Raw genomic sequence first — 23,728 nt, 5'->3', positions numbered from 1 at the left:
CCCTCGACTACTGCCGCCTGATGAACGTCAGTATTGTCGGAAGCGGATACGTCGGGACGACGGTCGCGGCGTGTCTTGCGGATCTCGGGCATGAAGTCGTAACGATAGATATCGACGAAGACATCGTCGACGCAATCAACGACGGCGAGTCGCCGATACACGAACCTGGCCTCGACGAACTCGTCGCCGAACACGGCGGCGGTCGACTTCGGGCAAGCACCGACTACGAGGAAATACTCGACACTGAGCTGACGATGTTGGCGCTCCCAACGCCCTCGAACGACGATGGAAGCATCGACCTCCAGTTCATGGAAGCCGGTGCGGCATCCGTCGGCGAGGCACTGGCCGGCGCTGAGAACGCGGCAGCGGACCCACACCTCGTCGTCACGAAGTCGACTGTCGTCCCGAACACGACCGAAGATCGGCTCGCTCCACGTATCGCTGACGCCGGTCTCGAACGCGGGACGGACTTCCTCGTCGCGTCTAATCCCGAGTTCCAACGCGAGGGGACGGCTGTCGCGGACTTCCTGAACCCCGACAAACTCGTCTTCGGGACGGACGACGACCGAGCTACGGCCCTGCTCCATGACCTCTACGCGCCGCTACGCGAGGCCGTTGACGGTGACGTGCCGGTCGTCGAAACCGGTATCGCCGAGGCCGAGATGATAAAGTACGCCAACAACACGTTCCTCGCGACGAAAGTCAGCCTCATCAACGATATCGGGAACATCTGCAAGGAGTTCGGCGTCGACGCCTACGAGGTCGCTGACGCGATCGGACTTGACGACCGCATCGGCGAGCAGTTCCTCCGCAGTGGTGTCGGCTGGGGCGGCAGTTGTTTCCCAAAGGACACGGACGCCATTATCGCCGCGGCGCGGGAGCAGGGATACGACCCCGCAGTCCTTTCGGCGGCCGTGGAGCTGAACGATGCTCAGCCCGAGCGCCTCCTCGCTCTCCTCGACGACCACGTCGACGTGTCCGGGAAACGCGTCGCCGTTCTCGGGCTGGCGTTCAAACCCGGCACCGACGATATCCGGAACACGCGAGCGGTACCGGTCATCGAGGGGCTGCAGGAGCGTGGCGCAGACATCGTCGCCTACGACCCTGTCGCGACCGAGAACATGCGCGAGCGCTATCCTGATATCCAGTACGCTGACTCGGCCGCGACAGCTCTTGAGGGTGCGTCCGGCGCCGTTGTCGTCACTGATTGGGACGAGTTTGCCGCTCTCGACGCTGAATTCGACGACATGGCCGACCCAGTTGTCGTCGACGGCCGACGCATCATCGAGCGGCGCGACGGCATCACTTACGAAGGATTGACCTGGTAGCGAGGTCAGTTCCGCGCTCGCATCCGTCTGTCGAGGACTGCGACCGTACCGGCCGTGAGTAGCGCCACCACGAGTACGGTCGGGTCCGAAGACACGTACAGGCTCGGCGTCGGCGGCCGCCAGTTCGTGAACGGATACAGCCAGGCGCTCGCTCTCCCGTCAGCGTACACTCGCATCCCATCGAGCAGGAGTGATGTGAGGCCGCCGAACGTCACGAGGCCGAACACTGGTCTCCAGTGCCGACGCTCGAATGCGACGGCGATGATACCGGCTAGTAGCAGGACTCCGCCGAGTGTGGAGAGGGGCATATAGGTGAACGGAACGCCGAGAAGCGCTTCGACTATCCTCCTGTCCACCACGATTCCAACTTTCACCAGATCGGGAATCGCCGCACCGCCCATCCCAACGACGACCCAGCGCTGATCGACCCAGTCGACGCGCCAACTCGCGGCCGTGAGAAGCATGTACGGAACGAGAAGGTGTGTCAGCAGGTCAGCCATCACGGGCCTCCAGTGTCCACGTCTCTCGGTCAATTCGCCAATACCGGAAGAACAGGAGCAGGAATCCGAGCGCGCCGACAGCCGAGGCGCCGTACTTGTAGAACTCCGCCCACCGACTGCTGTTGACGACTTCGACGCGCTCGGCCGCTATCGTCCCCCCTGGTTCGACCGTTCCGTACACTTGGACGACGCCACCGGGTTCGACAGCTGTCTTTGTCCCGGTGACTCTGAGTGTGATAGCTGCCCCATCGCTCTCGACATTGATTTCCATCTCGCTATCGCCGGTCTCTGTCACCGTACCAAACACCATGAGCTGCTGCCCGACGTACGACTCGTACCCAGTCGAAAGGTCTGCCGCGTCTGGATACGGTGACCGTTTGTCCTCTGTCATCTCCGCGTGAACGAACAGTCCTCCGAGTGTCAGACACAGCACAAGCACGATGCCGACACGAACCCAGACGCGCACACCTTCTGTTCTTTCGGTGGGTACAATGGTCGTTTCGCTTCAGAACCACAGGCGTCTCTGAAAGTCACCCGACAGTGACGTTACCGCCGCCGTACACCATCTGTTCTGTGACTTCGACGGTCGTTTCACTACCGTTATCGGTCGTCACGGTGTACGTCCCGGGATTTGCGACGGTAACAGTGAAATTACCGTTTCGGTTGGCTGTCGTCTGGCGCTCGTAGTCGACCTCCCTGTCCGAGACACCGACCGTCGTTACGACCGAGACGGTCGAATTCGGGGCCGAAGTCCCCTGTATCGTTCCACCGGGAACGACCGCGAACGCCCTGTGGCTCCCGTCTTCGCTGGTGAAGAGTGGTCGGTAGTGAGCCAGGCCGTCCACATCCCCGTTCCGGCTTCCGAAGTGCTGGTGTAACCGAGCGTACATCGTAGTCGGTGCCTCGATATTGGTCTCTGTGGTCACGACATACCCAGCTCGGTTGGAAATCCGATTGTAGGCCGCATCAGGGTCTGTCGCTCCGACGAACGGCCCGTACGTCTGGCGAGCGTAGCCGTAGCTCTGGGAATCGCCGTTGACGAAGTAGTTGTACACCCGGTTCTGCCCCCAGCGGCTGAGGACGTAGCTTTCGGGGTATTCGAGACCACGCTCGGCGGCATCTGCCTCGATTGCAGTCGCCGCGTCGTACGTCCCGTCCTCGACGAGTACCTGACTCGTTTTGACTGGAACCTGCACTATCCCAAGGGCCCCGAACAGCAGAAACAGCACGAACAGCGACGCAGCTGCGCGGGTGTCCGGAACGAGTACGTCCCGCAGGTCCCTATCACCAGTCGTCAGCACCGGCCGGGCGAGATCGACCCACGAGGCGACCCAGACGAACGCGAGGCTGGCGAACAGCGCGAGAAACGGGGCCAGTTCGCCGACAAAGCGGACCTGAATCACTGCGAGGGCGAACAGTACCCAGGCGTAGCTACTGGCGACGAGCCAGCCGCTCCGGTCGTTCCGAGCGAGGTCGACGCCCCACGCCATCGCCGGGAGCGCTAGGAACAGTGTCAGGCCGAGCAGGAACAGGAAGCCGAATGCATCCGCGCTGAATAGTCCATATGTCTCAGCGATCCCGTCGGACCGAAATAGGAGATCGAGACGCCTGTTGAACGTACCCCACTGTTCTGTGAAGCCGAAGCGAAAGAGGAGGAGACCGACGACGCCAAGCCCGGTATTAACCACAGCCAGTTGCTTGGCTGTACCACCCACCCGCTTGGCTACTTCTGCTGTCGCAATGACGACAACAGTGCCCAGCGTCAGCAGTGCCGGTGCACCGGCGACGAGCGCAGTCTGCCAGCCGGTGATAGTGTGGACACTCCCAGCGAGTATCGCACCGAGGCTAACGCCGGCAAGGACTGGCGCGTTCCTGACCAGTGCCGACCGGTCGTTCGAGACGTCCAGCAGTGTTTGTCCAAGCACCACCAGACTGACTGGCAAGACAAGCAACGGCCCGGCTTCCCACGCGAGCACCTGACCGGCAGTCCCGACACCGATGCCGACTGCGGCGATCCACGGCTGTGGTCGACGAAGTGACGTTCGGTTCGTGGCCGTCGTTAGCGCGACTACGAGTGCAAGGGCGGTGAGTCCCAGCCATGGATAGTCGAAGGCGTGGTGATCTGCGAAACCCAGGCTCGTCCGGAAGGCGTGGCCGGGAATAAACGCGAGAAAAAGGACCGATGCGAGGCCGACACGCCGGTCGCTGGACACTCGAACCGCGAGCAAATAGAGCAGGGCGCTCGTGACGAGTGCTGACACGACCGGATACCAGGCAAGAACGTGGCCAATGACTGTTTTGCCCCCGCCGAAGAGGCTGGAAACCCACCAGAGCGTCGCGATAGTGAGTGGCTCCCCTTTTGTCAGTGCTTGTGGCAGCACGGAGAGTGCCCCGAAATCAGCCGCGCTACCAGCGTTCGCCGCGACCTGTTCGACGTGGTACCTGTAGTAGTAGGGATCGTTACTCGATAGAACGATGTCGCCGCCGCGATATATCGACCCGATGACGTACGTTCGGGCGACGAAGACGACCGCTAGGGCGGCGACAAGCAGGCCAGTTGCTCGCACGTCGAGATTAACGCGTAGTGCGTCACCGAGCGCTAGCCCGTGCCCGCTGTCGCTACCGACCGCAGATTCGCCATTGAGCGCGGCTCGCACAGCGTCGGGGTCGGCGATGCGGTACTCGTCACCGTCCTTCTCGACAATGCCAGCGGAGACGAGTTCGCCGAACTGGCCCGAATCGAGGGGAATGTCGTCAAACGTCCAGCCGTCACGCTCGTCGTCGACGGCCAGAACCGCTTCTGTCGCATCTCGTAGCTCGGGCCGGTCATCCAGTACTGCTCCCGCCCCGGGCGTATCGCTCATGTGTTCTCTCTTTCCGGTCTGGCGAATAAATCCATCGGGACTCGATGTCTACGTGTTCGATGATTCCAGTGTGGTCCGAATCGCTGACTCTACGTCGTGTTCCGGCGTCCAGCCAAGCACGTCAGTCGTTCGGTCGGTGTCGACCGGGAACGAGTCGACGAGCGTCTCGTCGTCGCCCCGCGGGTTCTCGACCAGTTTCACGTCGGCATCGATGTCGGCGACATCAGCGGCGATATCTTTGACAAGGTTGGCGACAGTGTGGACGCCCGGGTCCTCGTCGCTCGCAATTTCGTATTTCTCGGCGCCGGTCTCGCCGCGGTCCAGTTGCTCAAGTAGCCGTTCGCAACTGTCGACGTAGGCCCGGGCAACGTCCTTGACGTGAATGAAGTTCCGGGACTGCGTTCCAGGCTCGTAGACGGTCAGCGTCTCGCCGGCGAGCGCGCGATTCACGAAGAAGTTGATGACGGTCCCCTTCGAGACAATCTGACCGTCTATCTCGTGGCTCCCGTAGAGGTTCGAGATCATGAACTGATGGGCCGGGAACGCGCCGTCGGCGTACGTCTCGATGGCGCGCTCGTTGAGTAGTTTCGTCCGCCCGTACCAGTTCAGCGGGTCCCGCGGGTGGTCGACTGTGATTGGGAACTCTCGCGGGTCGCCGATGACGGCCATCGAGAATGGGAAGATCAGCGCTGCGCCGGTCTTGCGGCAGAACCAGGCGACGTTGTCGGTTCCCTGCACATTGACCTCGTAGGCTAGATCCTGCTTCTGCTCGCAGTCGTCAACGCCGGATATCGCTGCGAGGTGCATCACGACGTCGGCCCCGTCTAGCGCCGTTTCCAGACGGTCCCGGTTCCGGATGTCGACGTGTTCGATGTTGACATCGCCGACGGACCGCACGGTACCGAGATAGAAGTTGTCGATAGCGGTGATCTCCCAATCGGGGTGGGCCTGCTGTAGTTCGTAGATGACGCGGCTGCCGATGTAGCCCGCGCCGCCGGTGACGGCGATGTGGGGCCGTTCGCTCGTGGGTTCTGTCTCAGACATTGGTGGTGAATTTCTCCGCGAGGTCGCGGACGCCTTCGCGGAGCGTCCACGATGGTTCGAAGCCGGTCCGATTCAGCCGGTCGAAGTTGACGTGATACGACGGTCCGGGATGCTCGTCTTCGAGATAGGTCACGTCGACCGGGGCGACCTCGTCGGCGACGATGTCGGCAATCTCAGATATCTGGTAGTTCGCGTCCATCGACCCGACGTTGTACACTGGTTCGTCCCAGGACTCGGGGTCGCACGCCGCCTCCGCGTAGGCGCTGGCGGCGTCTTGGACGTGGATGAACGGCCGCCAGTTCGAACCGTCGCCGTAGACGGTGAGCGGGCGGTCAGTCAGCGCGCGGAACACGAAGTAGTTCACGACGAGGTTGAACCGGATGCCTGGCGAGTGGCCGAAGTTGGTGGCCATCCGCAGGGCAGTACCGGTCATATCGAACTCCTCGCAGTACTCCTGCAGTAGCGTCTCGGACTGCAGTTTCGTCTCCGCGTAGGGGTTGATCGGGTCCGGGTCGACTGTCTCGTCGATGTCGGTGCTGGTCGCGCGGCCGTAGACGTTACACGAAGAAGCAAAGACGACGTGGTCGACGCCGAGTTTGCCGGCCGCAGTCAGGACGTTTTCAGTGCCGTCGTAGTTGATGGCAAAGGTCTCGTCGCGGCGTTCGTGTGTGCTCGACGCGCCGGTGATGGCCGCGAGGTGGATGACGCGGTCGACGCCGCGCATGGCGCTCTCCACGTCGCCGTACTCGCGGACGTCGCCCCGGCGAAATTCGAGGCCGTCCCCCAGCGTTCCCAGCAGCGCCCGCGGCGACCCCGAGGAGAGGTCGTCGAAGACGACGACCTCGTCGACGCGGTCGTCTGCCCGCAGCAGCGGGACCAGCGCGCTGCCGATGTAGCCACAGGCCCCAGTGACCAGCACGTCCATCGTCAGTCCTCGCTCAGGACGCCCGGGAGGAACCGATCCTCGTGGGCTTCGATGGTGTCGGCGTAGCGGGTCAGCGTCTCGAAGATGTCGCCGACGCCGTCTTCGAAGGACTGGGACTGGCCGCCGATGAGATCGGCGTACCGGTCGTTCTCGATCTCCATCTTGTGGGTCTCGTCCTCGTCGCGGGGGTTCTCGAAGTGCTCGACGTCAACATCGAGGTCGTACTCGCTGCCCACGTCTGCAATTGTCTCGGCGATCTCGACGATGCTGATGGCGCGCGTGACCTGATTGTACACCGTCAGCCCTTCGGGGCGCTCCTCGGGGTCGGTCAGGGCCACTTCGGCTAGCCCTTCGACGGCGTCCTCTAGCGAGATGAACGGCTTGCGCTGCTCGCCTTTGCCGTAGACGGTGACGGGATAGCCCGCGACGGCCTGCGCGCAGAAGCGGTGGGTAACCGTCCCGAAGTAGTAGTCGAAGTCGAAGCGAGTCTTGAGCCGGTCGTCAGCGCGGGTTTCCTCGGTCTCGGTCCCGTAGACGATTGCCGTTCGCACGTCAGAAATCGGAATGTCAAACTGGGTGTGGGCCAGCCGCATGTTCTGTGCGTCGAAGCCCTTCGTCGCGTGGTACCAGCTCCCGCCCATGTTGGGGAACGGCACGTCGTCGCGCTCGCTCTGGTTCTCCATCGTCGCGCCGCCTTCGGGAATCGGGAACTCCGGCGCGCCGTAGACGCCCGTCGTCGTCGTCTCGACGAAGTGGGTGTCTGTGAGGTCGTGTTCTTCGAGACCCCACAGAAGGTTCCGCGTCGCCTGGAGATTGTTGTGCTGGGTGTAGTTCGCCCGCTCGCCGTTGATCTGGGAGTACGGCGCGGACGGCTGTGCGGCGGTGTGGACCACGACTTCTGGCTCGTGGACCGCCAGCAGTTCGTCGACGAAGGACTTCTCGGCGAGGTCGCCCTCGACGAAGGAGAGGTTCGTCAGGCCGTGGACCTCACGAGCCGCGTCGAGGCGTTCGTCGATGCTGGCCACTGGTGTCGCGCTCGTCGCGCCGACGTCCTCGACCCACTCTCTTCGGGCGAAGTTGTCGACCAGCAGCACTCGCTCGTCCGTTCGGTCCGCGATCCGCAGTGCGGCCGGCCACCCGACGTAGCCGTCGCCGCCAGTGATGAGGATGGTCATAGTTACTCAGTTAGTGAGTAACTACGATGCGTAATCAATCTTCTGGTCAGTTACCTGCTGGTCTCGTACAGCCTGATTGATAATGCGACACGTATTCGGCCTCAAAACAACAACTTTCACCCGCTACTGGCCGATATCGAATCGGTCGAAGTACTCGGAGACGTACCGGTTCGCGTCCGCCGGTGGCTCCGTGACAACCTGATAGGCGTCGTGCTGGTCATCAAGTGTCATCTCCTCCCCGTCGTCGGGGACGACTCGGTAGACGATTGGTATTGTGTGTCTGGAGTCGACGCCGTCGACCGACGACGTGTCCCAGAAGTGTTCGCTGACGCCAAGTCGTTCCGTTTCAACCGACGTGAGGCCAAGTTCCGCCTCGGCGATGCGTGGTGCTGCGTCGTCCAGTCGCTCACCCTTAAACAGGCGGCTCCCCGGCCAGAACCACTCGCCTTTGGCTGGCTCGTTCTGTCGTCGTGTGAGTACGACGCCGCCCTCGTATTCGACGACCAGGTCGACACAGGGTTGGGGCATGTTGTCGAGACAGGTCGCGAACGTCGCTGTCGGAATGCGTTCGTCGTGGATATCCATGTCTTCGGCTTGTGGGCCGCCGATGAAAGCACTCCCCATCTCGCCGTTTCGCAACCGTTAAAACTGACCCTGTCTTCTATCCGATTGCTATCGCACGGGCCGGTGGGGTAGCCTGGTATCCTTCGGCCTTCGGGTGGCCGTAACCGCGATTCGAATTCGCGCCGGCCCACTTTTCCAATTCAAACCGGTCAGAGACATTTTCGGTTTACAGGTACCGTGTCGTGTCCTCGTGAGCGAAGGAACTGTGCGCTCGTGGCGTTTTGCTCCGCGGTGGCTCGAATTCGGCCTGATTCCCGTTTTCAATTACGGAGCCGAGACGAAACAAGACCGCTCTCAGCGCCGATTATCAGCCTGTGTTCCGACCCCGAGCAACTTCGTAAGCCTGTCCGCGGAACCGGAACCGACGACTGTTCGAATCGTAGCCGAGGACGCCGTCGACGGCCCGTTCGTCGGTTTCGACGACGACACGGCTCACACCGTCGGTCAGGAACGGGAGAGCGTTACGAAGTCCACCCTCGTACGTGGCGAACCGACCGCTCGCCATCACTTGTTCGGCGATAACCCGCTCGCTCGCGCTGTCGGTGCGAGTCAGTGAGAACGTCGCGTCGGCAGGATGCTCCCCATCGCCGTGGCGGCCAGTCGTCACCGTGATCGTGTCGCCGTCACGCGCTGTCGATACGCCGTCGGTTGGCGTCACGGCAGCCCGGTCGCCGACCAGCTCGACCAGCGCACCGCTCTCGGCTATCGGATGCCCGTAGCCGGCGACGATGGCGTACTCGCCGCCGCCGAGATAGCCCTGCGTGAGGCCGTCACAACGGCAGTCGCCGGTTCCACAATCGACGGCCTGTCGGTTAAACGTCCGGAGGTCCCACTGTTCCCGACCGCCCGGCACCAGGATGCGACAGTCGTCGGTGTGGCCCGTCGGCGCGATGTGGAACCACTCGCCGTCGACGAGTTTGTAGAGATTCCAGTGGCCACACTGCAGTCGCTCGTGGCTGTTGTTGACCATCTCAAAGCCCACCTGTGCGTCCAACTGTACTCGCTCGGCGGTCGGGCGAACGAAGGCTGAGGTCGTCTTATTTGCTTCGTGGAACCACTGGACGCTGCCGTCGCCGGGAAACGATGGGAGCGAGCGGCCGGCGAACCGGGACTCCGTCTCCGGGCCGGGATGCCGTGTGTCCCAGACAGTAACTGAGAGCGTTTCGTCCCGGCCTCGGAACTTGTAGGTCCCGGTCGGCCGCCCGGACTGGCCTGGTTCGCCGACGAGTGCGTACTCCAGTCGGACCCATTCACCGGGGTCCAGCCGGTGGGTTTCTGGCATCCACGGACCGACGTCGTCGACGCGCCAGTACCCCTCTTCTGTTTGGCCGAGCGAGGGCACTTCCTCGGCGAGTTCGTTGTTCTCCGTGGGTGCAAGATGGAGGCGGGCTTCGTGGTCATAGCCACTGGGTTGGCGGCTATATGTCCGTCCGACCCCCGGAATCCAATCGATTCTGAACGTGTTCTCGAACTCGTTGCCGTTCTGGAGCCAGCCGCGAAGCGTGGCCGGATGGCTGTCGGTCGCCGTCCGGTCGAACCAAAACCCGATTCGCGCTCCGTCGTCGGTGTGGAGTCCCGGCGAACTGAGGGCGTAGGTTCGCGGTCCGGTTGCCAGTTCGATGACCGTCGTCGGATTCTCGGGTCGGGGTGGGTCGCCCGTATCTGTCGGCGTCTCTGCTCCGCTGTCGTTCGCGTCGGTTGGTGACTGGTCCGGTTGCGGTGCAGGCGTCACGCTGTCAGTTTCATCCGCTCCAGGGGCACCGAACGAACAGCCGCCGAGCCCGGCCAGCGCACCCGGGACCGACGCGAGGAGGGCACGTCTGCGCATAGTCGAGTGGTCCGCCGCTCCCGGTAAACCCTTTCTGGACGCTCAGACGGCGTTTGTAGCGTTTTTACGACTCAATTTGAAGGCGAACTGCCTACCTACACTTCCATAGCCCCGACCTTTCAAATCCGGGCTGTCACCTCTCCGCGAACATCTCGACGACGCGGTCTAGGTCGGGTGACAGTTCCTGCATCACGTCTGTCGTCGTGAGAATACCGACGCTGTCGGCTTGTCCGTCGACCACGAGCCGCTTGATGCTGTGCTCGACCATTGTATCGATGGCTTCCTCTAGCGGCGCTCCGGGTTCGATGGTCTTGACAGGGGTTGTCATCAGGTCACCAACTGGCGTCGTATCCGGGTCCATTCCATCGCGGAGGCCGGCGATAATGTCCGTTTTCGTGAGTATGCCTCGTCCATACTCGGTTTCGACAATGACAGAACCGACTGCTTCCGACGCAAGGAGCTTCGAAACGTCTCGGACGGCAAGCTCCCGGTCGACGGTCTTTACTGGCTTGGTCATCACCTGCTCGACCGGTGTGTCAAGTGAATTCATACCACAAGTTAGCAAACACACATAATAAGTCATTTGACTCCCGCAACCCGTGTTGACGTGGCCTTACCAGTCAAAGTCCTCGTGAATCGCCAGTCCCTCCTCATGACATATCGGTCCGACGACGTCGGTGACGCCGGCGAGAATTTCGTCGGAGCGGACGGACTCTTCGTGGCCGCTGAAACCGCTCATTTCGTCGCTACCGACGCTGTACACGATCCGGCCGTGACCCGCGTACCGGAGCCCGCCGGCACACATCGGGCACGGTTCGGTGCTCGTGTACATCACGATTTCCATGCGCTCGTCCGGGTCAAACTCGCGCATTGCTCGGTGCGCCAGTTGGAGTTCCGGATGGCGGCGCACATCGGATTCGGTGAGGACGCGGTTCGACGCCTCCATGACGATTTCGTCGTCACGAACGAGTACAGACCCGAACGGCCGGTCACCACGGTCGACAGCGGTCCGAGCCAGCTCGAACGCACGCTGCATATGCGTTTCGTGGTCGAACTCGTCGAACTCTGAAACGGGCATAACGGCGCTTCGACCCGCAGTCGGAAGTAGGCTCGGCGAGGGACACCGCCGCCGTGACCTCGACGGTGGCCCCACTCGGCATCTGGCTCCCCGTCGGCACGGATGAGAGCTGACGGGTTCGCGGTCGATGCACGTAAGTCTGTGACCGGCTTCGCACCCGTATGCGCCAGTTCGTCATCATCGGTCACGACGCCCCGACGACGCCGGAGTTCTCGCTCGACGATCTGGCCGGCGCGGCCGGCCGGCTCGACGTGCTCTGTCGGTGTGTCACCAGCGCGTTCTTCCTGAGCCATGCTATTCGGGAAGACGTGCGGGTCCACCTGGTTCTGGGCGACGAGTACACCGTCACGTTCGAGGGGAGCGACCTCCGCCGGCTGAACCCGGACGAGCGGTCCACGGCGGCACTGATCCGTAAGGCATTGGAAGAGCGCGAGGAAGCCATCGGGCACATGCCGGTCGAAACCTCGCCGGGCGTGTCACTCACGCGGCGGGGGTTTGAAGCGACACTCGAGGACGTGGCACGCCGGGGAACCGTCGTCCAGTTGCACGAGGACGGCGACCCTATCGTCGACGTTGCCCCGCCGTCGGACCCGGTGTTCGTCCTCTCGGACCACCATGACTTCCGGGACGAGGAAGCGGCGCTGCTGGCCGACCACGCGGATGAACGTGTTTCGCTTGGCCCGAAGGCCCTCCACGCTGACCACTCGATCACGGTCGCACACAACTATCTGGACACGGCGGGGTTCGAGCAGTACTGACGGGGCACGCTTGGAGACTGCCAGAAGGGTTTTCCTCCGCGGTTCGCTGAATGACGTATGGAATTATTGGGTTCGGAGACAGCGCCGGGTCACGCTGTCCGACGACGCACCAAAGCGACGGGGGATCGATGACCGACCGGGAACGTCTGTCCCGCCGTGCGGTTCTGCAGACGGTCGCCGGAGCCGGCCTCGCATCCGTCGCCGGCTGTTCGGGGCTCGAAAGCGAAAGCGACGACGCGGCCTCGACAGTCGAGGGCGAGCGAGCCGAAGAACTCGCCCGACGGTTCGCACCGACGCTGTACTTCGATCGGGCGGAGCCGTGGTTCCCGACGGACCCGCGGCCGTACACCAGCGAACAGGACGGCGAGACCGTCGTTGACGGATTCGACGCCTTCGACGGGTATCACGAGCGGATGAGCGACGGAGACCCGCCGGACCCGACAGCGTTCTACCACGTCGTCGAGTACGACAGTTCGCCGCTCGCCGTTGTCCAGTTCTGGTTCTATTCGGCGTTCGACCAGTTCACGACGAACTTCCACTGGCACGACTGGGAGGTCCTGCACGTGTTCGTCGACACGGCGACGGGCGACCCGCAACTGTACGTCGCCAGCTCCCACTCCCGGAAGGTGCCCAACAACGAGTTCCTCGACCCTGATCCGGAGATGGTGCCGCGTATCCTCTCCGAACTGGGCTCGCACTCCAGCGCGCTGTCGGTCAACGACGTTCGCGACCGGTTCACCCGGCTGCCGGAGGGCGACCGGTTCGCGGATATCACGAACAGCACGGTCGAGACCATTGAGGACCTCGCAGAGATCCCGGTCGCCTACGGTCTCCCGCGCGACGAAGGGTCCCGGCTCCCCTATCTCGTGCCGGAGCACGAGGGTGCGCCGCTGTACGAGCACGAGCGGCTGCCGTCGGTCAGCCGCGAGGACCTCATCTCGGAGTCACTCACCGTCCGCTCGTTCGACAGCCTCACCGAACCGCCGACGGACCTGCCGACGCGGGAGACGGGACTCGTGTTCCAGCACACCGACCGCGGCGAGGCTGACCCGGACATCGAATACGACCTCGTACCGAGTAGCGAACTGGAACACATCGCCGATTTCACCGGCCCGCAGTTGAGCTTCGAGTTCGCCGTGCTCGAGTTCGCTGAGGACGCCGTCGCGGGCCATATCACGACGACGGGCGCGCCCTGGGACCAGCCGCGGTACGAGAACCCCGCCGCGGACATTTCCGAACCGAACCACCGAGCGGCGCTGGCCGAGCGCTACGACGCCATCGGCGCCCCGGCGGAGATACGGACTGTCGTCGCTAGCCTCTCGGAAGCTGTCTCGAACGACGACGCCCCCGAAGACGAAGGGCTCACGACCGAGGACACCACTGTCGAGTCCGTCGCTCTACTGGAGAGTGACCCAGAGGCCGTCCCGACCTTTTCGGGTCTGGCCGTCGTTCAGGACGTGCCCGCGGGCGAACACCGGTTCACCGTCAACGGGGCCGGCGTCGCGCCACACAGCGAGTCAGTGTCGGTTCCCGAAACGAGCGAAACTGAGGGGCCGACCAGAGCCGGTGTCGACGGCGAGGTCCCACTCGTCGCCCGGGAGAACGCCACCCGCCTCGAGGTCGACCCGTCGGGAGCCGACAGCGACCTCACCGACCTCGCCGTCGAGGACGACTTTGCCGGCCGGCTGTACGACGCCCCGCTCTCGGAACCCGACGCTGTGTACGTCCACGGCGGTGGCGCGTATACGACGGAGGTCCGGGACCGCGATGACGAGATCGGTGCGTTCCGGGTAAATCCAGAACCCGAGGCCGACACTGCCGCACAGATAGAACAGCCCCGGACCGGCAAGGCGTCGCTGGCGTCGTTCCTCGTCGACATTGCCGAGGAGACGCGGCAAGCGGTGCTCGACGAGATGGACGATGACGGTGATTCTGACGATGATGACGGCACTTCCGGGAGCAGTGGCGGCTCCGGGAACGCTATCCAGGGCCTCGAACGCGCACTCGCCGCAGTCGTCGAGGCGGCTAGGCGAGCGACGGAACGCGCCGAGGCTGGCGACCGCGGGAACGCTGACAAGCAACTCCAGACCGTTGCCGACCGGCTCCAGCGCGTCGCGACCAGAACCGAGGACGCCAGCGACGCCCTCTCGGACCCGCTATCGAACGCGGCCCGACGCCGCCTGGAACAGGCCAACCGTCGGACGGAGCAGGCACAGGCCGCCGACAAACTGTAAGACCCGTGCTGATTTTGCTGATGAGGCCAACACTCCAAGTATGGATGAGGAACTCGCCTGGGAGACGCTCGATGCCGAAACCGCCTACGCCTGTCCTGGGTTCGATGTCGTCCGTGAGGACATACGCCTGCCCGACGGCACGGAGGGAGAGTTCGATTACGTACAACACGGTGAGAGCGTCATCGTGCTCCCGCTTACCCCCGACGGTGACGTGGTTGTTATCGAGGAGTGGCGACAGCCAGTCCGCCGGGTCAACTACGGTCTGCCTGCCGGGACGATGGAGGACGAAGACGACGACCCAAGCGCCGCCGCCGCTCGCGAACTCCGCGAGGAGACGGGCTACGAGGCCGATACGTTCGACCACCTCTACACGGGCGAACCGGCCAACGGAAACACCGATTACGTGTTCCACTACTACGTCGCACGCGGATGCGAGGCGACAGCCGACCAGAATCTAGACCACAACGAATCGATTCGGGTCGACACTGCCGACTTCGACTCGCTGGTCCAGTCGGTGCGCGACGACACGCTTCGCGATAGTCGGTCTGCCGTAGGTATCATGTACTACGCCCTGTTCGAGCGGTGAACTGACGATAGTTTGAAACCTTGTGGGGTGGTATCACCCAACACATGACCTCGATTGCACTCGACGAACAGACTGAACGCCGGCTGGATAAACTGCGCGCAGCCGTCCGCCGTCGGACCGGCCAGCCGATTTCGCGGGCGGAACTGCTCGAACGACTCGTCGAGGACGCCTACGGGTCCCGCGATGAGGTGGTTGCTATGTTCCGAACGTCACAGGCGTACGTCGCCGACGAGGACTCAGGGACCGTCCACCGGCCCGAGCGGAAACTGGTGCCCGGTGGGGCGGAACAGCCCGACGAATAGCGGCGCTGTGCCGGCCGGCACGTCCCTCGGCTCCACCGCCGCTATCGGCTTTCGAATGCTACGAACGGCCAGCCACGGGGGAACACAACCCTTAGGCGCACCGACCGATGACGACGTGTAATGACGAATTTCGAGGTCCGCCAGTACGACGCAGCGGGCCGGCTGGGCGAGCTAACGGTGCCACGGGCCGGCGTCACCGTCGAGACGCCGACGATCCTGCCGGTGGTCAATCCACACGTCCAGACGGTCGCACCGGCAACGTTGGCGTCGGAGTTCGGGGCGGAGATACTCATCACGAACAGCTACATCCTGCACGGCTCCGATGACCTCCGTGAGCCCGTGTTGGAGCAGGGCCTCCACGACCTGCTCGGGTTCGATGGGGCTATCATGACCGACTCCGGGTCCTTCCAGCTCGCCGAGTACGGCGACATCGACGTGACCACCGAGGAGATTCTGGAGTTCCAGCACGAGATCGGCTCCGATATCGGCACGCCGGTGGATATCCCGACGCCGCCGGACGTGGACCGCGAGCGGGCGACCGAGGAACTCAAAACGACACAGGAACGGCTCGAACACGCTGCCACCGTCGACACCGGCGAGATGCTCGTCAGCGCGCCGGTTCAGGGCGCGACATATCCGGATCTGCGGGAGCGCGCCGCTGCAGACGCTGTCTCGACTGGACTTGACGTGTTCCCGCTGGGAGCCGTCGTCCCGCTGATGAACGAGTACCGTTACGCTGACCTTGCAGATGTTGTCGCGGCCTGCAAGCGCGGGCTGGGTGAGGTCGGCCCGGTCCACCTGTTTGGTGCGGGCCACCCGATGATGTTCGCGATGGCTGCGGCGCTGGGCTGTGACCTGTTCGATTCGGCAGCCTACGCACTGTACGCCCGCGACGACCGGTATCTCACGGTGCAGGGGACGGAACTGCTCGACGAACTGAGTTACTTCCCATGTCACTGCCCGGTCTGTACCGACCACACGCCGGCGGAGCTCGACGCGATGGACGCCGACACGCGTGAGGAACTGCTCGCCCGTCACAACCTCCACGTCACCTACGGCGAGATTCGGACGGTCAAACAGGCAATTCGCTCGGGCAACCTCATGGAACTGGTCGACAGCCGCGCCCGCGGTCATCCGGCCATGCTCGACGGCTTCCGCGCGCTGCTCGACCACGCCGAGCAACTCGAACGCACTGACCCGGTCTCGAAAGACGCGTTCTTTTACACCTCGAACGAAAGCGCCCGTCGGCCCGAGGTCCGACGCCATCAGAACCGACTGGAGCGCCTCCCGGTCAAGGGCGAGGAGGTGCTGCTGACCGAAGGCAGTTCCAGTGCACAGTACGACGAAAGCTGGGGCGTTCTGCCCCCGTTCGGTCCGTATCCGCGAGAACTCGCGGATACCTATCCGTTGACCGCGGAAACGCCCGACCGGACCGACCGCGCGGCCTACGAGGCCGCAGCGACGGGGGTCCGACGACTGGTCGAACTCCATCCTGACGTGTCCTTCACGCTGGTCCACGACGACTGGCCGGCGACGGCACTCGACCGCGTGCCCGATAGCGTTCGCCTGCGTGACCTGCACGCCCGCGACTGACGGCGCAATTATCTCGGCGCTGGTCAGACGGTCGGCACATCCACGTCCGCATCGGCCGCCTCGCGCCAGGACCGGGTCGGCTCCCAGCCAAGCATCGCTGTGGCCTTGGCCGTCGAGTACGCTGCGGCGTCCCCCTCGACCGTGCAGTCATCCGGAACGCTGCCGTACTGCTCGCGCATGAGTTCGGCCAGCGGCCGGCCCAGCGCGTTGTCGGGGCCGACGCAGTTAAACGCCTCGTACCCCGTGACCTCGGCAGTGAGGGCGGCCTCGACGAGGTCGACCACGTCTCGAACGTCCACGTACGACCAGTAGTTGCCCGCCCCAGCCGCGAGGTCGTCGACGTAGTCCTCGGACCGACAGGGGTACTCACCGGGAATCTGTATCCACGAAGGGCGAATCGACGCCACAGAGACGCCGTCCCGACGGGCAATCGTTTTCCCGATCTCCTCTGTGACGACCTTCGAGAGCCCGTAGTCGTCCTCCGGCCTGCACGCGTGCGCTTCGGTGATCGGGAGTTCGTCCGGCACGGGGGTCTCCTCGGCGAAAAAGAAGCCGTACGCGCCGTCCGAAGACCCCTGCACCACGTCAGCGCCGACACGGCCGGCCGCTGAGAGGACGTTATGTGCCGCCAGTGTGTTGTTCTGGAACAGGTCTACCCCGGGGTGGTTCCCGGCGACCGGGATCGCAGCCCAGTGGACCACCGCGTCCGGGTCGATGGCAGTAAGCGCGTCGAAGACGCCCCCGGCATCTGTCAGGTCAAGCGCTCGGTACCCGACAGCCGGATGGCCCCCATTATCCGGCAGTTGTCGGTCAAGAACTGTTACCTCGTGCGGTTCGGCGAGACGGTCGACGATCCAGCGACCGGAACTTCCCCGGCCACCGGTTACGACTACATCCATACCGGATCTGAAGCCGCTAGCATCCAAAGCGTGGCGGTGTACCGCGTCTTCAGGAACGACGCCAGTTACACGTCCAGCCGGAACCGTTCACCGTGTGTGAATGTCGTCCAGCCGAGAACGCGTTCGTCCCGATGCGGCCGGTCGGGGTTGTCAATTGCCGCCTGCTGCGCTGAGACGTATGTCGGGACGTTCTTCACCGGCTGTCCGCTCTGTTTGAGCGCTTCCAGATACGCGTCTTTCTCGTAGTACGAGTAGGCCACCTCGTACAGCGAGGACGCCGATTCCTGCTTTCTGGCGGGGAAGCCGTCATTGTTGACGAACCGGTCGGGGTCGCCCTCGCCCATCGCTTCCCAGGCCTCTGGGTCACCCACGTATGGCGCGTGGGCGTCGAGAATCCGCTCGATCGCCCCTCTGTCGCCGTCGAACTTCTGGTACTCGTACAGCGTGGGACCATCGAGTTTGTCGGCATAGAGTCGGCTGAGTTCCGCGGCGGTGAGCAGCGCCTTCGCCGCATACAGCGAGTACGCTAGGCTCGACGCGCGAATGATCTCGTTTTTCAGCAGGCCGTCCTCGCGGAGTTGATTGAAGCCGGTCTCACGGTTCCGTTGCATGGCCTTTCGGAACCGGTCCCAGTCTCGGAGATACACGGCTCCAGCGGCGTGGGTCATCTCCTGCCAGTTGAAGATATTCTGCTGCCCCATTTCGGTCGGAATATTATGACCCACGTCGTTCAGGAAGGTCCGGACCCACTCCTGCAGATCAGCCTCCGTGCCGACGCCGTCGTCGTTCCACGCCTTGTGGCCGCGAACGAGTTCCGCACCCCACCACATTTTGGGGAGTGTGATGTACTGTTCGATGCTGTTCGTTTTGACGGGCGCCATGTAGGTCTTCGAACGCAGGAACCAGTGGTCAAGCAGTTCGATAGCTTTCTCGGCGTACTGGTCCGCGCCGGTGTACTGATAGGCGAGGCCGAGGTCACGGATCCGGTCCCCCGTCCTGATGGCGGCGACGTAGTCCTTACGTTCCGCTGGGTCTTTCGGCCCTTTCGTCTTGAACTCGTGACCGTCGCCGTTGTCTGTGACACTCTCCGAGTCCGCTGCCATCGCGTCACGGACATCGTCCATGAAGGCCTCGTGGGCCCCTGTCCACGGGTTGTCGCCGTTCTCGACACGGGACTGTATCGCAGCTAGTGTGTCGAGATGGACGAACATCGCGGGCCTGCTTTCCGTTGTCGACTCCGATACCTGTTCCGTCGGTGTCGGCTCCGTCTCGTCTGACGCGGCCCTCGCACCAGGATCTCCTGAGGTGAGGCCGGTCGAACAGCCCCCCAGCGTTGCGGCTGTCCCCGAGAGGGCGAGCAACACGCCTCGTCGTGTCTGTCGCTGCACAGGTAGTCAGTCACCCTCGATAGATTTAGTTAGGGTCCAGCTAATCAGCGGATAGCGCCCGGTTCGCGACAACCACAAGCGGATAGCTATCGACTATAACAGGCTGCGGTGGTGCCAAAACACCCCTCCGTCGCCACTGTACCCGTTGCTGGCACAAAGGCAAGATAGTTGGTCGCGCGTGGCTGACGCCATTGCATGACCGACTACTTCGAGGTCCACGAGCGCGACAGCGCCGCGCGAGTGGGTGAGTTACGCCTCGTCGACTCCGTGACGACGCCGGCGCTGGTCGACGACGTGGACACCGAGACGCCGGGCAACTGTCGACATGTCCTTGATGATGCTGGAAGCCGCTGGTCCACCGAGCGAGACGCCCCAGACGGTGACGAGTCGCTGCTCACCGTATTGCCCCACCGAGGACTCCCCGCCGGCACCCCGGACGAGGTCGCCGAGGCCTTCGCTGTCGACTATCCAGATGTCACGTTCCCGAGTGCAGCCGTTATCTCGCCCGATACTGCGACCGACCACAGCAGTGACGCCTACGTGCTCGCCGGTGCGCCCGGCTACGTCGGGCACGCGTCAGCGTTCGTCGACGCCGTCACCACTGTCCGGGAGCGTATCCCCGCAGACACCGCGCTCTACTTGCCCGGCGTCGCCACGCCGCGAAACGTCGCGACGCTCGTCTACGCCGGTGTGGACCTCGTGGACCCCGACCGCGCCGTCGTCCGCGGGACCGAGGGCCGGTATCTCACGACTGACGAGGCGTACTTCCTCGAAGACCTCGACGAACTCCCGTGTGCGTGCCCAGCTTGCCAGCAGCCACGCGAGGAGTTCGACCGCCAGGACTGTGTCGAACATAACGTCAACGCGCTCGCTGCTGAACTCCGGCGCGTCCGCCGCCGTATCCGCGACGGTCGTCTCCGGGACTACATTGAGGGCCAGGCCAGGCAGGACAACTGGCTCACTGCGACCTTCCGCCGACTGGACCAGCAGTACAGCTATCTTGAGGAGCGAACACCGCTCATTCGGCGGGCCGACCTCTCGGCGGCCAGTGACGACTCGCTCCGCCGGGTCGAGATTCAGCGCTTCGCCGAGCGGGTCACCGACCGCTACGTGCCGCGTTTCGACGACCGGCCGCTCGTGCTGGTCCCCTGCTCCGCACGCAAGCCCTACAGCGACTCACAGAGCCACAAACAGTACCACGACGCCATCAAGTGGCGCGCCCACGTCGTCTCGATGACCTCGCCCATCGGCGTCGTGCCACAGGAACTCGAACTCACCTACCCAGCCCAGCACTACGACTCCGTCGTCACGGGCAACTGGACCGCCACCGAGATCGAGTTCGTCAGCCGCGTGCTCGAACGCTATTTAGAAGGCACTGACTACCCAGAGATTATTGCCCACGTACCCGGCGAAGGCTACCGCGACATCTGCGAGCGCGTAGCCGATTCGCTGGGACAGGAGTTTACCTACACGGTCACCGACCACCCGACGACGGCGGATTCGCTGGGGAACCTCGCTGCCGAACTGGAGGGCTGGGACCGCTATCCGAAACGGGAACGCGAACACAACACTATCCGCGCCGTCGCCGACTACCAGTTTGGCGAAGGCGCGGGCGACGAACTGTTCGACGACCTCTCGACGCAGGGCCGGTATCCACAACTGCGCGCCGACGACGCCGACGGGGAGCAGTTGGCGGCGCTGGCCCAGCAGTACGGCGTGCTCTCGCTGACCACCGTCGGGGCACGTCGCTGGGTCGAGAGCGACGTGCCGACGAAAACCGTCGAGATCGAACCGTTTGTCCCCCACGGATCGGTGCTGGCGCCGGGTATCACCGACGCCAGCGACGATATCCGCGTCGGCGACGACGTGGTGATTCAGGGCGACGCGGCCTTCGGTGTCGGTCGCGCCCAGATGAGTGGCCCGGAGATGCAGTCCTCGACGCGGGGTATCGCCGTCCAGATGCGTCACGTCGACGAGCAGTAGGTCGCTCCGCTGGTGTCGGGTACTGCTGTCGCCTGACCACGCGACTTATTTATCGAACGGAAGAACCGCCACTATGGACGTATCGGGGTTCCGCCGCTACCTCCCTGCGGTCGGCTTTTCACTGTTGGTACTGGTCACGTCGCTTCTCCCGGTTCCCGAAGGGGTGAGCGAGCAGGTCCCCACGCTCCTCGGTTTCGCGCTAGATAAGTGGGTTCACGCGGCGAGTTACGGGACACTGGCAGTACTGCTCGCGTGGGGACAGCGCGCCCGCGATGCGACCACAGTTGCAGCACTCGTGACACTCGCTATCTGCTACGGGGCTGGTGTGGAATTGGTTCAGGGTTTCGTCCCCTCGCGCGGGACGAGCGGCGCTGATTTCTTCGCTAACTCCGTCGGGGCTGCGCTGGCCGGGGTGGCGTGGCTCGTGGCCCACCGAATCGGCGCACTTTCCGACCAAACCGGCCCACAATCCCGGCAGTAACGAAGCGGCTTTACGCGCTCATCGGCTACCTCGCCCCAATGAGCAAGCCCAGTCCCGAGGTCTACGAGGAGGGCAAAGGCATGGACGCCCACAACTCCGTGATGCGTGACATCCGGTCGCGCAACGACTCGACCTACGACCCTCGCGAGCCGACCCGTGTATGGCTCGACGAGGACAACACACCCGATGGTGTCTACCAGAGCCTGACTATCATTCTGAACACCGGCGGCTGTCGGTGGGCGCGCGCCGGCGGCTGTACGATGTGTGGCTACGTCGCCGAGAGCGTCGAGGGCGGGACCGTCGCCCACGAAGACCTCATGGCCCAGATTCAGCACTGCCTGGATCACGAGGCGGAGAACAGTGACGAACAGAGCGGTCTCATCAAGATCTACACCTCGGGGAGCTTCCTCGACGAGCGCGAGGTGCCGGCGGAAACCCGTCAGGCCATCGCCGAAACCTTCGCCGACCGCGAGCGTATCGTCGTCGAGTCGCTGCCGGACTTCGTCGACGAGGAGACGGTCGGCGACTTCGTCGATGTGGGCCTGGAGACGGACGTAGCCGTCGGGCTGGAGACAGCGACCGACCGCGTCCGCCACGATTGCGTGAACAAGTACTTCGACTTTGCCGACTTCGAGGCGGCCTCCGAGGCGGCGCAGGCCGCCGGTGCCGGCGTCAAGGCGTACCTCCTGATGAAGCCGCCGTTCCTCTCCGAAGCCGAGGCCGTCGAGGATATGAAGCGGTCGGTGCGACGCTGTGCGGCCGTCGACGGCTGTCACACCGTCTCGATGAACCCCTGTAACGTCCAGCGCTACACGATGGTCGAGGAACTGTACCACGACGGCGGCTACCGGCCGCCGTGGCTCTGGTCAGTCGCCGAGGTGCTGGAGTCGACCGCGGACGAGGATGTCATCGTCGTCTCGGACCCGGTTGGCCACGGCAGCGACCGCGGCCCGCACAACTGCGGCGAATGTGACGACAAAGTCCAGCGCGCTATCAAGGACTTCGACCTCCGGCAGGACCCGGCGGTGTTTGAGCAGGTGAGCTGCGAGTGCGAGGCGACGTGGGACGCCGTCATCGAACGCGAGCGTAGCTACTCGCTCCCGCTCGCTCGGTAGGGACTTCGAGCACTAGAGACCGTGTGACGGGCTGTCGACCAATGCTTATCCGTCTTTCGCGCATAATACTGTTCGATATGACCCCGAACGGTGACCAGGACAGGCGCAGTTTCAATACACGCGGGACAGTCACGGAATGTGACCTGTGCGGTGAACGGCGGCAGTGTATCGACGACGATGGCATGGTCGCCTGCAGTGCCTGCCAATCCGACCTGCTGCCGTCCGGCTGGGGTCTCTGAGGCTACTTCTGGTGCCACCTCGTGCCACTTGCTTACGATGACTCATCCGGCCCCGACTGTTCGATAGCGGGAATGACGCCGACGGTTGCGGTTGCTTTGAACGAGGCGACAAGCTCCGCGCCTGTGGTGATGTCGAGTTTATCGAGGCTCGTGTCAGTCACCAGCGCCGACAGCGTCATGTCCGGGTCGACTGCCAGTGCGACCAGCGCGATAGAGGTCCCCTTCTCGATACGCTCGACGCTGCCGACGAACTGATTTCTCGCACTCGTCCCCGCTGGTTCGGGAGCTTCGTGCGGCGCGTTCAGCGTCACCGTATCGGCGCGGATGCCGACTTCCACCGCGTCACCGGGGCCCGCTTTGGTGTCGACGATGGCCTGGACCGTCCCCGGCGGCGTCTCGACGGTCGCCAGTTCGCCGTCCCGGTCCACGACCGTCCCCTGGAGGACTGTCTCCGCTGTCGTTGCCACCCCGTCGAACTCGGCTTGCAGTCGCTGAAAGCGGGCCAGCAGTTGCTCGGCAGCGGTCGTCAGTTCGCTGCCGCCGCCCCCGCTACCACCGCGACTGCGGTCGACCAGCGGACCAAACGCGTCTTCGAGTTCCACGATGCGGCGCTGGGCGTGCGCGTACGACCGGCCCAGCGCGTCGGCGGCGGCGTTCAGTGACCCGTGGGCGGCGACCGCTTGCAGGAGCGTCCGGTCGCGGGCGGTCAGCGCCACGTCGCCCTGCTCCAGTTGCACTTCGACGTCCGCAGTCGCGTCCATATCTTGACAATGTCGTTCCCGGA

At 63.8% G+C, this 23,728-nt stretch carries 22 protein-coding genes and 1 tRNA gene; 10 read left to right on the top strand and 13 right to left on the bottom strand.

The window, feature by feature from the left end; genetic code table 11:
- Positions 1-20: 20 nt before the first annotated feature.
- The gene (gene aglM, locus C443_RS10255) at positions 21-1,328 is read left to right on the top strand and encodes a UDP-glucose 6-dehydrogenase AglM (RefSeq protein ID WP_005536116.1); all 1,308 of its coding nucleotides are present in this window, start codon (positions 21-23) and stop codon (positions 1,326-1,328) included.
- Positions 1,329-1,333: 5 nt separating this feature from the next.
- Here aglM and C443_RS10250 read toward each other — a convergent pair whose 3' ends face one another.
- From C443_RS10250 to C443_RS10220, 7 genes are all read right to left on the bottom strand, one after another.
- Entirely contained in the window at positions 1,334-1,828 is a 495-nt protein-coding gene (locus C443_RS10250) for a metal-dependent hydrolase (protein ID WP_005536113.1), read from the bottom strand.
- Positions 1,821-2,294 (bottom strand): hypothetical protein, encoded by a 474-nt coding sequence (locus C443_RS10245; protein ID WP_005536110.1) that lies wholly within the window; start codon positions 2,292-2,294, stop codon positions 1,821-1,823. Before C443_RS10245 ends, C443_RS10250 begins: the two co-directional genes overlap by 8 nt.
- A gap of 64 nt (positions 2,295-2,358) precedes the next feature.
- Positions 2,359-4,692: an STT3 domain-containing protein gene (locus C443_RS10240; protein ID WP_005536109.1), complete on the bottom strand. Its 2,334-nt coding sequence runs from the start codon at positions 4,690-4,692 to the stop codon at positions 2,359-2,361.
- Between the two features lie 48 nt (positions 4,693-4,740).
- Positions 4,741-5,736, bottom strand: a complete 996-nt coding sequence (locus C443_RS10235; RefSeq protein WP_005536108.1) for an NAD-dependent epimerase/dehydratase family protein — start codon at positions 5,734-5,736, stop codon at positions 4,741-4,743.
- A complete protein-coding gene (locus tag C443_RS10230) occupies positions 5,729-6,661 on the bottom strand; it encodes an NAD-dependent epimerase/dehydratase family protein (protein ID WP_005536107.1) in 933 nt (310 codons plus the stop codon). The genes C443_RS10235 and C443_RS10230 overlap by 8 nt, the downstream gene beginning before the upstream one ends.
- 2 nt (positions 6,662-6,663) lie before the next feature.
- Positions 6,664-7,836, bottom strand: coding sequence for an NAD-dependent epimerase/dehydratase family protein (locus C443_RS10225; protein ID WP_005536106.1), 1,173 nt, complete (start codon positions 7,834-7,836; stop codon positions 6,664-6,666).
- Positions 7,837-7,959: 123 nt separating this feature from the next.
- Complete coding sequence (locus C443_RS10220) at positions 7,960-8,421, bottom strand: GDP-mannose mannosyl hydrolase (protein WP_049944016.1); 462 nt, start codon at positions 8,419-8,421, stop codon at positions 7,960-7,962.
- 96 nt (positions 8,422-8,517) lie between these two features.
- On the opposite strand from C443_RS10220, the gene C443_RS10215 reads away from it, so the two are divergent.
- Positions 8,518-8,590: transfer RNA gene (locus tag C443_RS10215), tRNA-Pro, on the top strand.
- 177 nt (positions 8,591-8,767) lie between these two features.
- Here C443_RS10215 and C443_RS10210 read toward each other — a convergent pair.
- From C443_RS10210 to C443_RS10200, 3 genes are all read right to left on the bottom strand, one after another.
- Positions 8,768-10,288 carry a hypothetical protein gene (locus C443_RS10210; protein ID WP_005536103.1) on the bottom strand — a complete coding sequence of 507 codons (1,521 nt, stop codon included), beginning with the start codon at positions 10,286-10,288 and terminating at the stop codon, positions 8,768-8,770.
- 133 nt (positions 10,289-10,421) lie between these two features.
- Positions 10,422-10,838, bottom strand: a complete 417-nt coding sequence (locus C443_RS10205) for a CBS domain-containing protein (protein WP_005536102.1) — start codon at positions 10,836-10,838, stop codon at positions 10,422-10,424.
- Between the two features lie 63 nt (positions 10,839-10,901).
- On the bottom strand, positions 10,902-11,366 hold the full coding sequence (locus tag C443_RS10200) for a nucleoside deaminase (RefSeq protein ID WP_005536100.1): 465 nt from the start codon (positions 11,364-11,366) through the stop codon (positions 10,902-10,904).
- 161 nt (positions 11,367-11,527) lie between these two features.
- Between C443_RS10200 and trmY the strand changes: the two genes are divergently transcribed.
- The 5 genes from trmY to tgtA all read left to right on the top strand — a co-directional run bounded on the left by trmY (position 11,528) and on the right by tgtA (position 16,839).
- The gene (gene trmY, locus C443_RS10195; protein ID WP_005536099.1) at positions 11,528-12,124 is read left to right on the top strand and encodes a tRNA (pseudouridine(54)-N(1))-methyltransferase TrmY; all 597 of its coding nucleotides are present in this window, start codon (positions 11,528-11,530) and stop codon (positions 12,122-12,124) included.
- A gap of 128 nt (positions 12,125-12,252) precedes the next feature.
- Positions 12,253-14,358, top strand: a complete 2,106-nt coding sequence (locus tag C443_RS10190) for a hypothetical protein (RefSeq protein WP_049944015.1) — start codon at positions 12,253-12,255, stop codon at positions 14,356-14,358.
- Between the two features lie 40 nt (positions 14,359-14,398).
- Positions 14,399-14,944, top strand: a complete 546-nt coding sequence (locus tag C443_RS10185; RefSeq protein ID WP_005536095.1) for an NUDIX hydrolase — start codon at positions 14,399-14,401, stop codon at positions 14,942-14,944.
- Between the two features lie 44 nt (positions 14,945-14,988).
- A complete protein-coding gene (locus tag C443_RS10180) occupies positions 14,989-15,246 on the top strand; it encodes a hypothetical protein (protein ID WP_005536094.1) in 258 nt (85 codons plus the stop codon).
- A gap of 120 nt (positions 15,247-15,366) precedes the next feature.
- Positions 15,367-16,839 carry a tRNA guanosine(15) transglycosylase TgtA gene (gene tgtA / locus C443_RS10175; RefSeq protein ID WP_005536092.1) on the top strand — a complete coding sequence of 491 codons (1,473 nt, stop codon included), beginning with the start codon at positions 15,367-15,369 and terminating at the stop codon, positions 16,837-16,839.
- 23 nt (positions 16,840-16,862) lie between these two features.
- Here tgtA and C443_RS10170 read toward each other — a convergent pair whose 3' ends face one another.
- Both C443_RS10170 and C443_RS10165 read right to left on the bottom strand, forming a co-directional pair.
- Positions 16,863-17,738 (bottom strand): NAD-dependent epimerase/dehydratase family protein, encoded by an 876-nt coding sequence (locus C443_RS10170; protein WP_005536089.1) that lies wholly within the window; start codon positions 17,736-17,738, stop codon positions 16,863-16,865.
- A 65-nt stretch (positions 17,739-17,803) separates the two neighbouring features.
- Positions 17,804-18,949: an alginate lyase family protein gene (locus C443_RS10165; RefSeq protein ID WP_188852172.1), complete on the bottom strand. Its 1,146-nt coding sequence runs from the start codon at positions 18,947-18,949 to the stop codon at positions 17,804-17,806.
- Between the two features lie 372 nt (positions 18,950-19,321).
- Between C443_RS10165 and arcS the strand changes: the two genes are divergently transcribed.
- From arcS to C443_RS10150, 3 genes are all read left to right on the top strand, one after another.
- Entirely contained in the window at positions 19,322-21,109 is a 1,788-nt protein-coding gene (arcS, locus tag C443_RS10160; RefSeq protein WP_005536086.1) for an archaeosine synthase subunit alpha, read from the top strand.
- 73 nt (positions 21,110-21,182) lie between these two features.
- Positions 21,183-21,590 (top strand): VanZ family protein, encoded by a 408-nt coding sequence (locus tag C443_RS10155; RefSeq protein WP_005536084.1) that lies wholly within the window; start codon positions 21,183-21,185, stop codon positions 21,588-21,590.
- 38 nt (positions 21,591-21,628) lie between these two features.
- Entirely contained in the window at positions 21,629-22,705 is a 1,077-nt protein-coding gene (locus tag C443_RS10150; protein ID WP_005536082.1) for an archaeosine biosynthesis radical SAM protein RaSEA, read from the top strand.
- Between the two features lie 271 nt (positions 22,706-22,976).
- Here C443_RS10150 and C443_RS10145 read toward each other — a convergent pair whose 3' ends face one another.
- The gene (locus C443_RS10145) at positions 22,977-23,705 is read right to left on the bottom strand and encodes a TOBE domain-containing protein (protein WP_005536079.1); all 729 of its coding nucleotides are present in this window, start codon (positions 23,703-23,705) and stop codon (positions 22,977-22,979) included.
- Positions 23,706-23,728 lie beyond the last annotated feature (23 nt).

Origin of the sequence: Haloarcula argentinensis DSM 12282, from assembly GCA_000336895.1 — an archaeon.
In the GTDB taxonomy this organism is placed as follows: domain Archaea; phylum Halobacteriota; class Halobacteria; order Halobacteriales; family Haloarculaceae; genus Haloarcula; species Haloarcula argentinensis.
The sequence above is the reverse complement of the archived record's forward strand: the minus strand, read 5'-3'. Positions and strand labels throughout refer to the sequence as shown.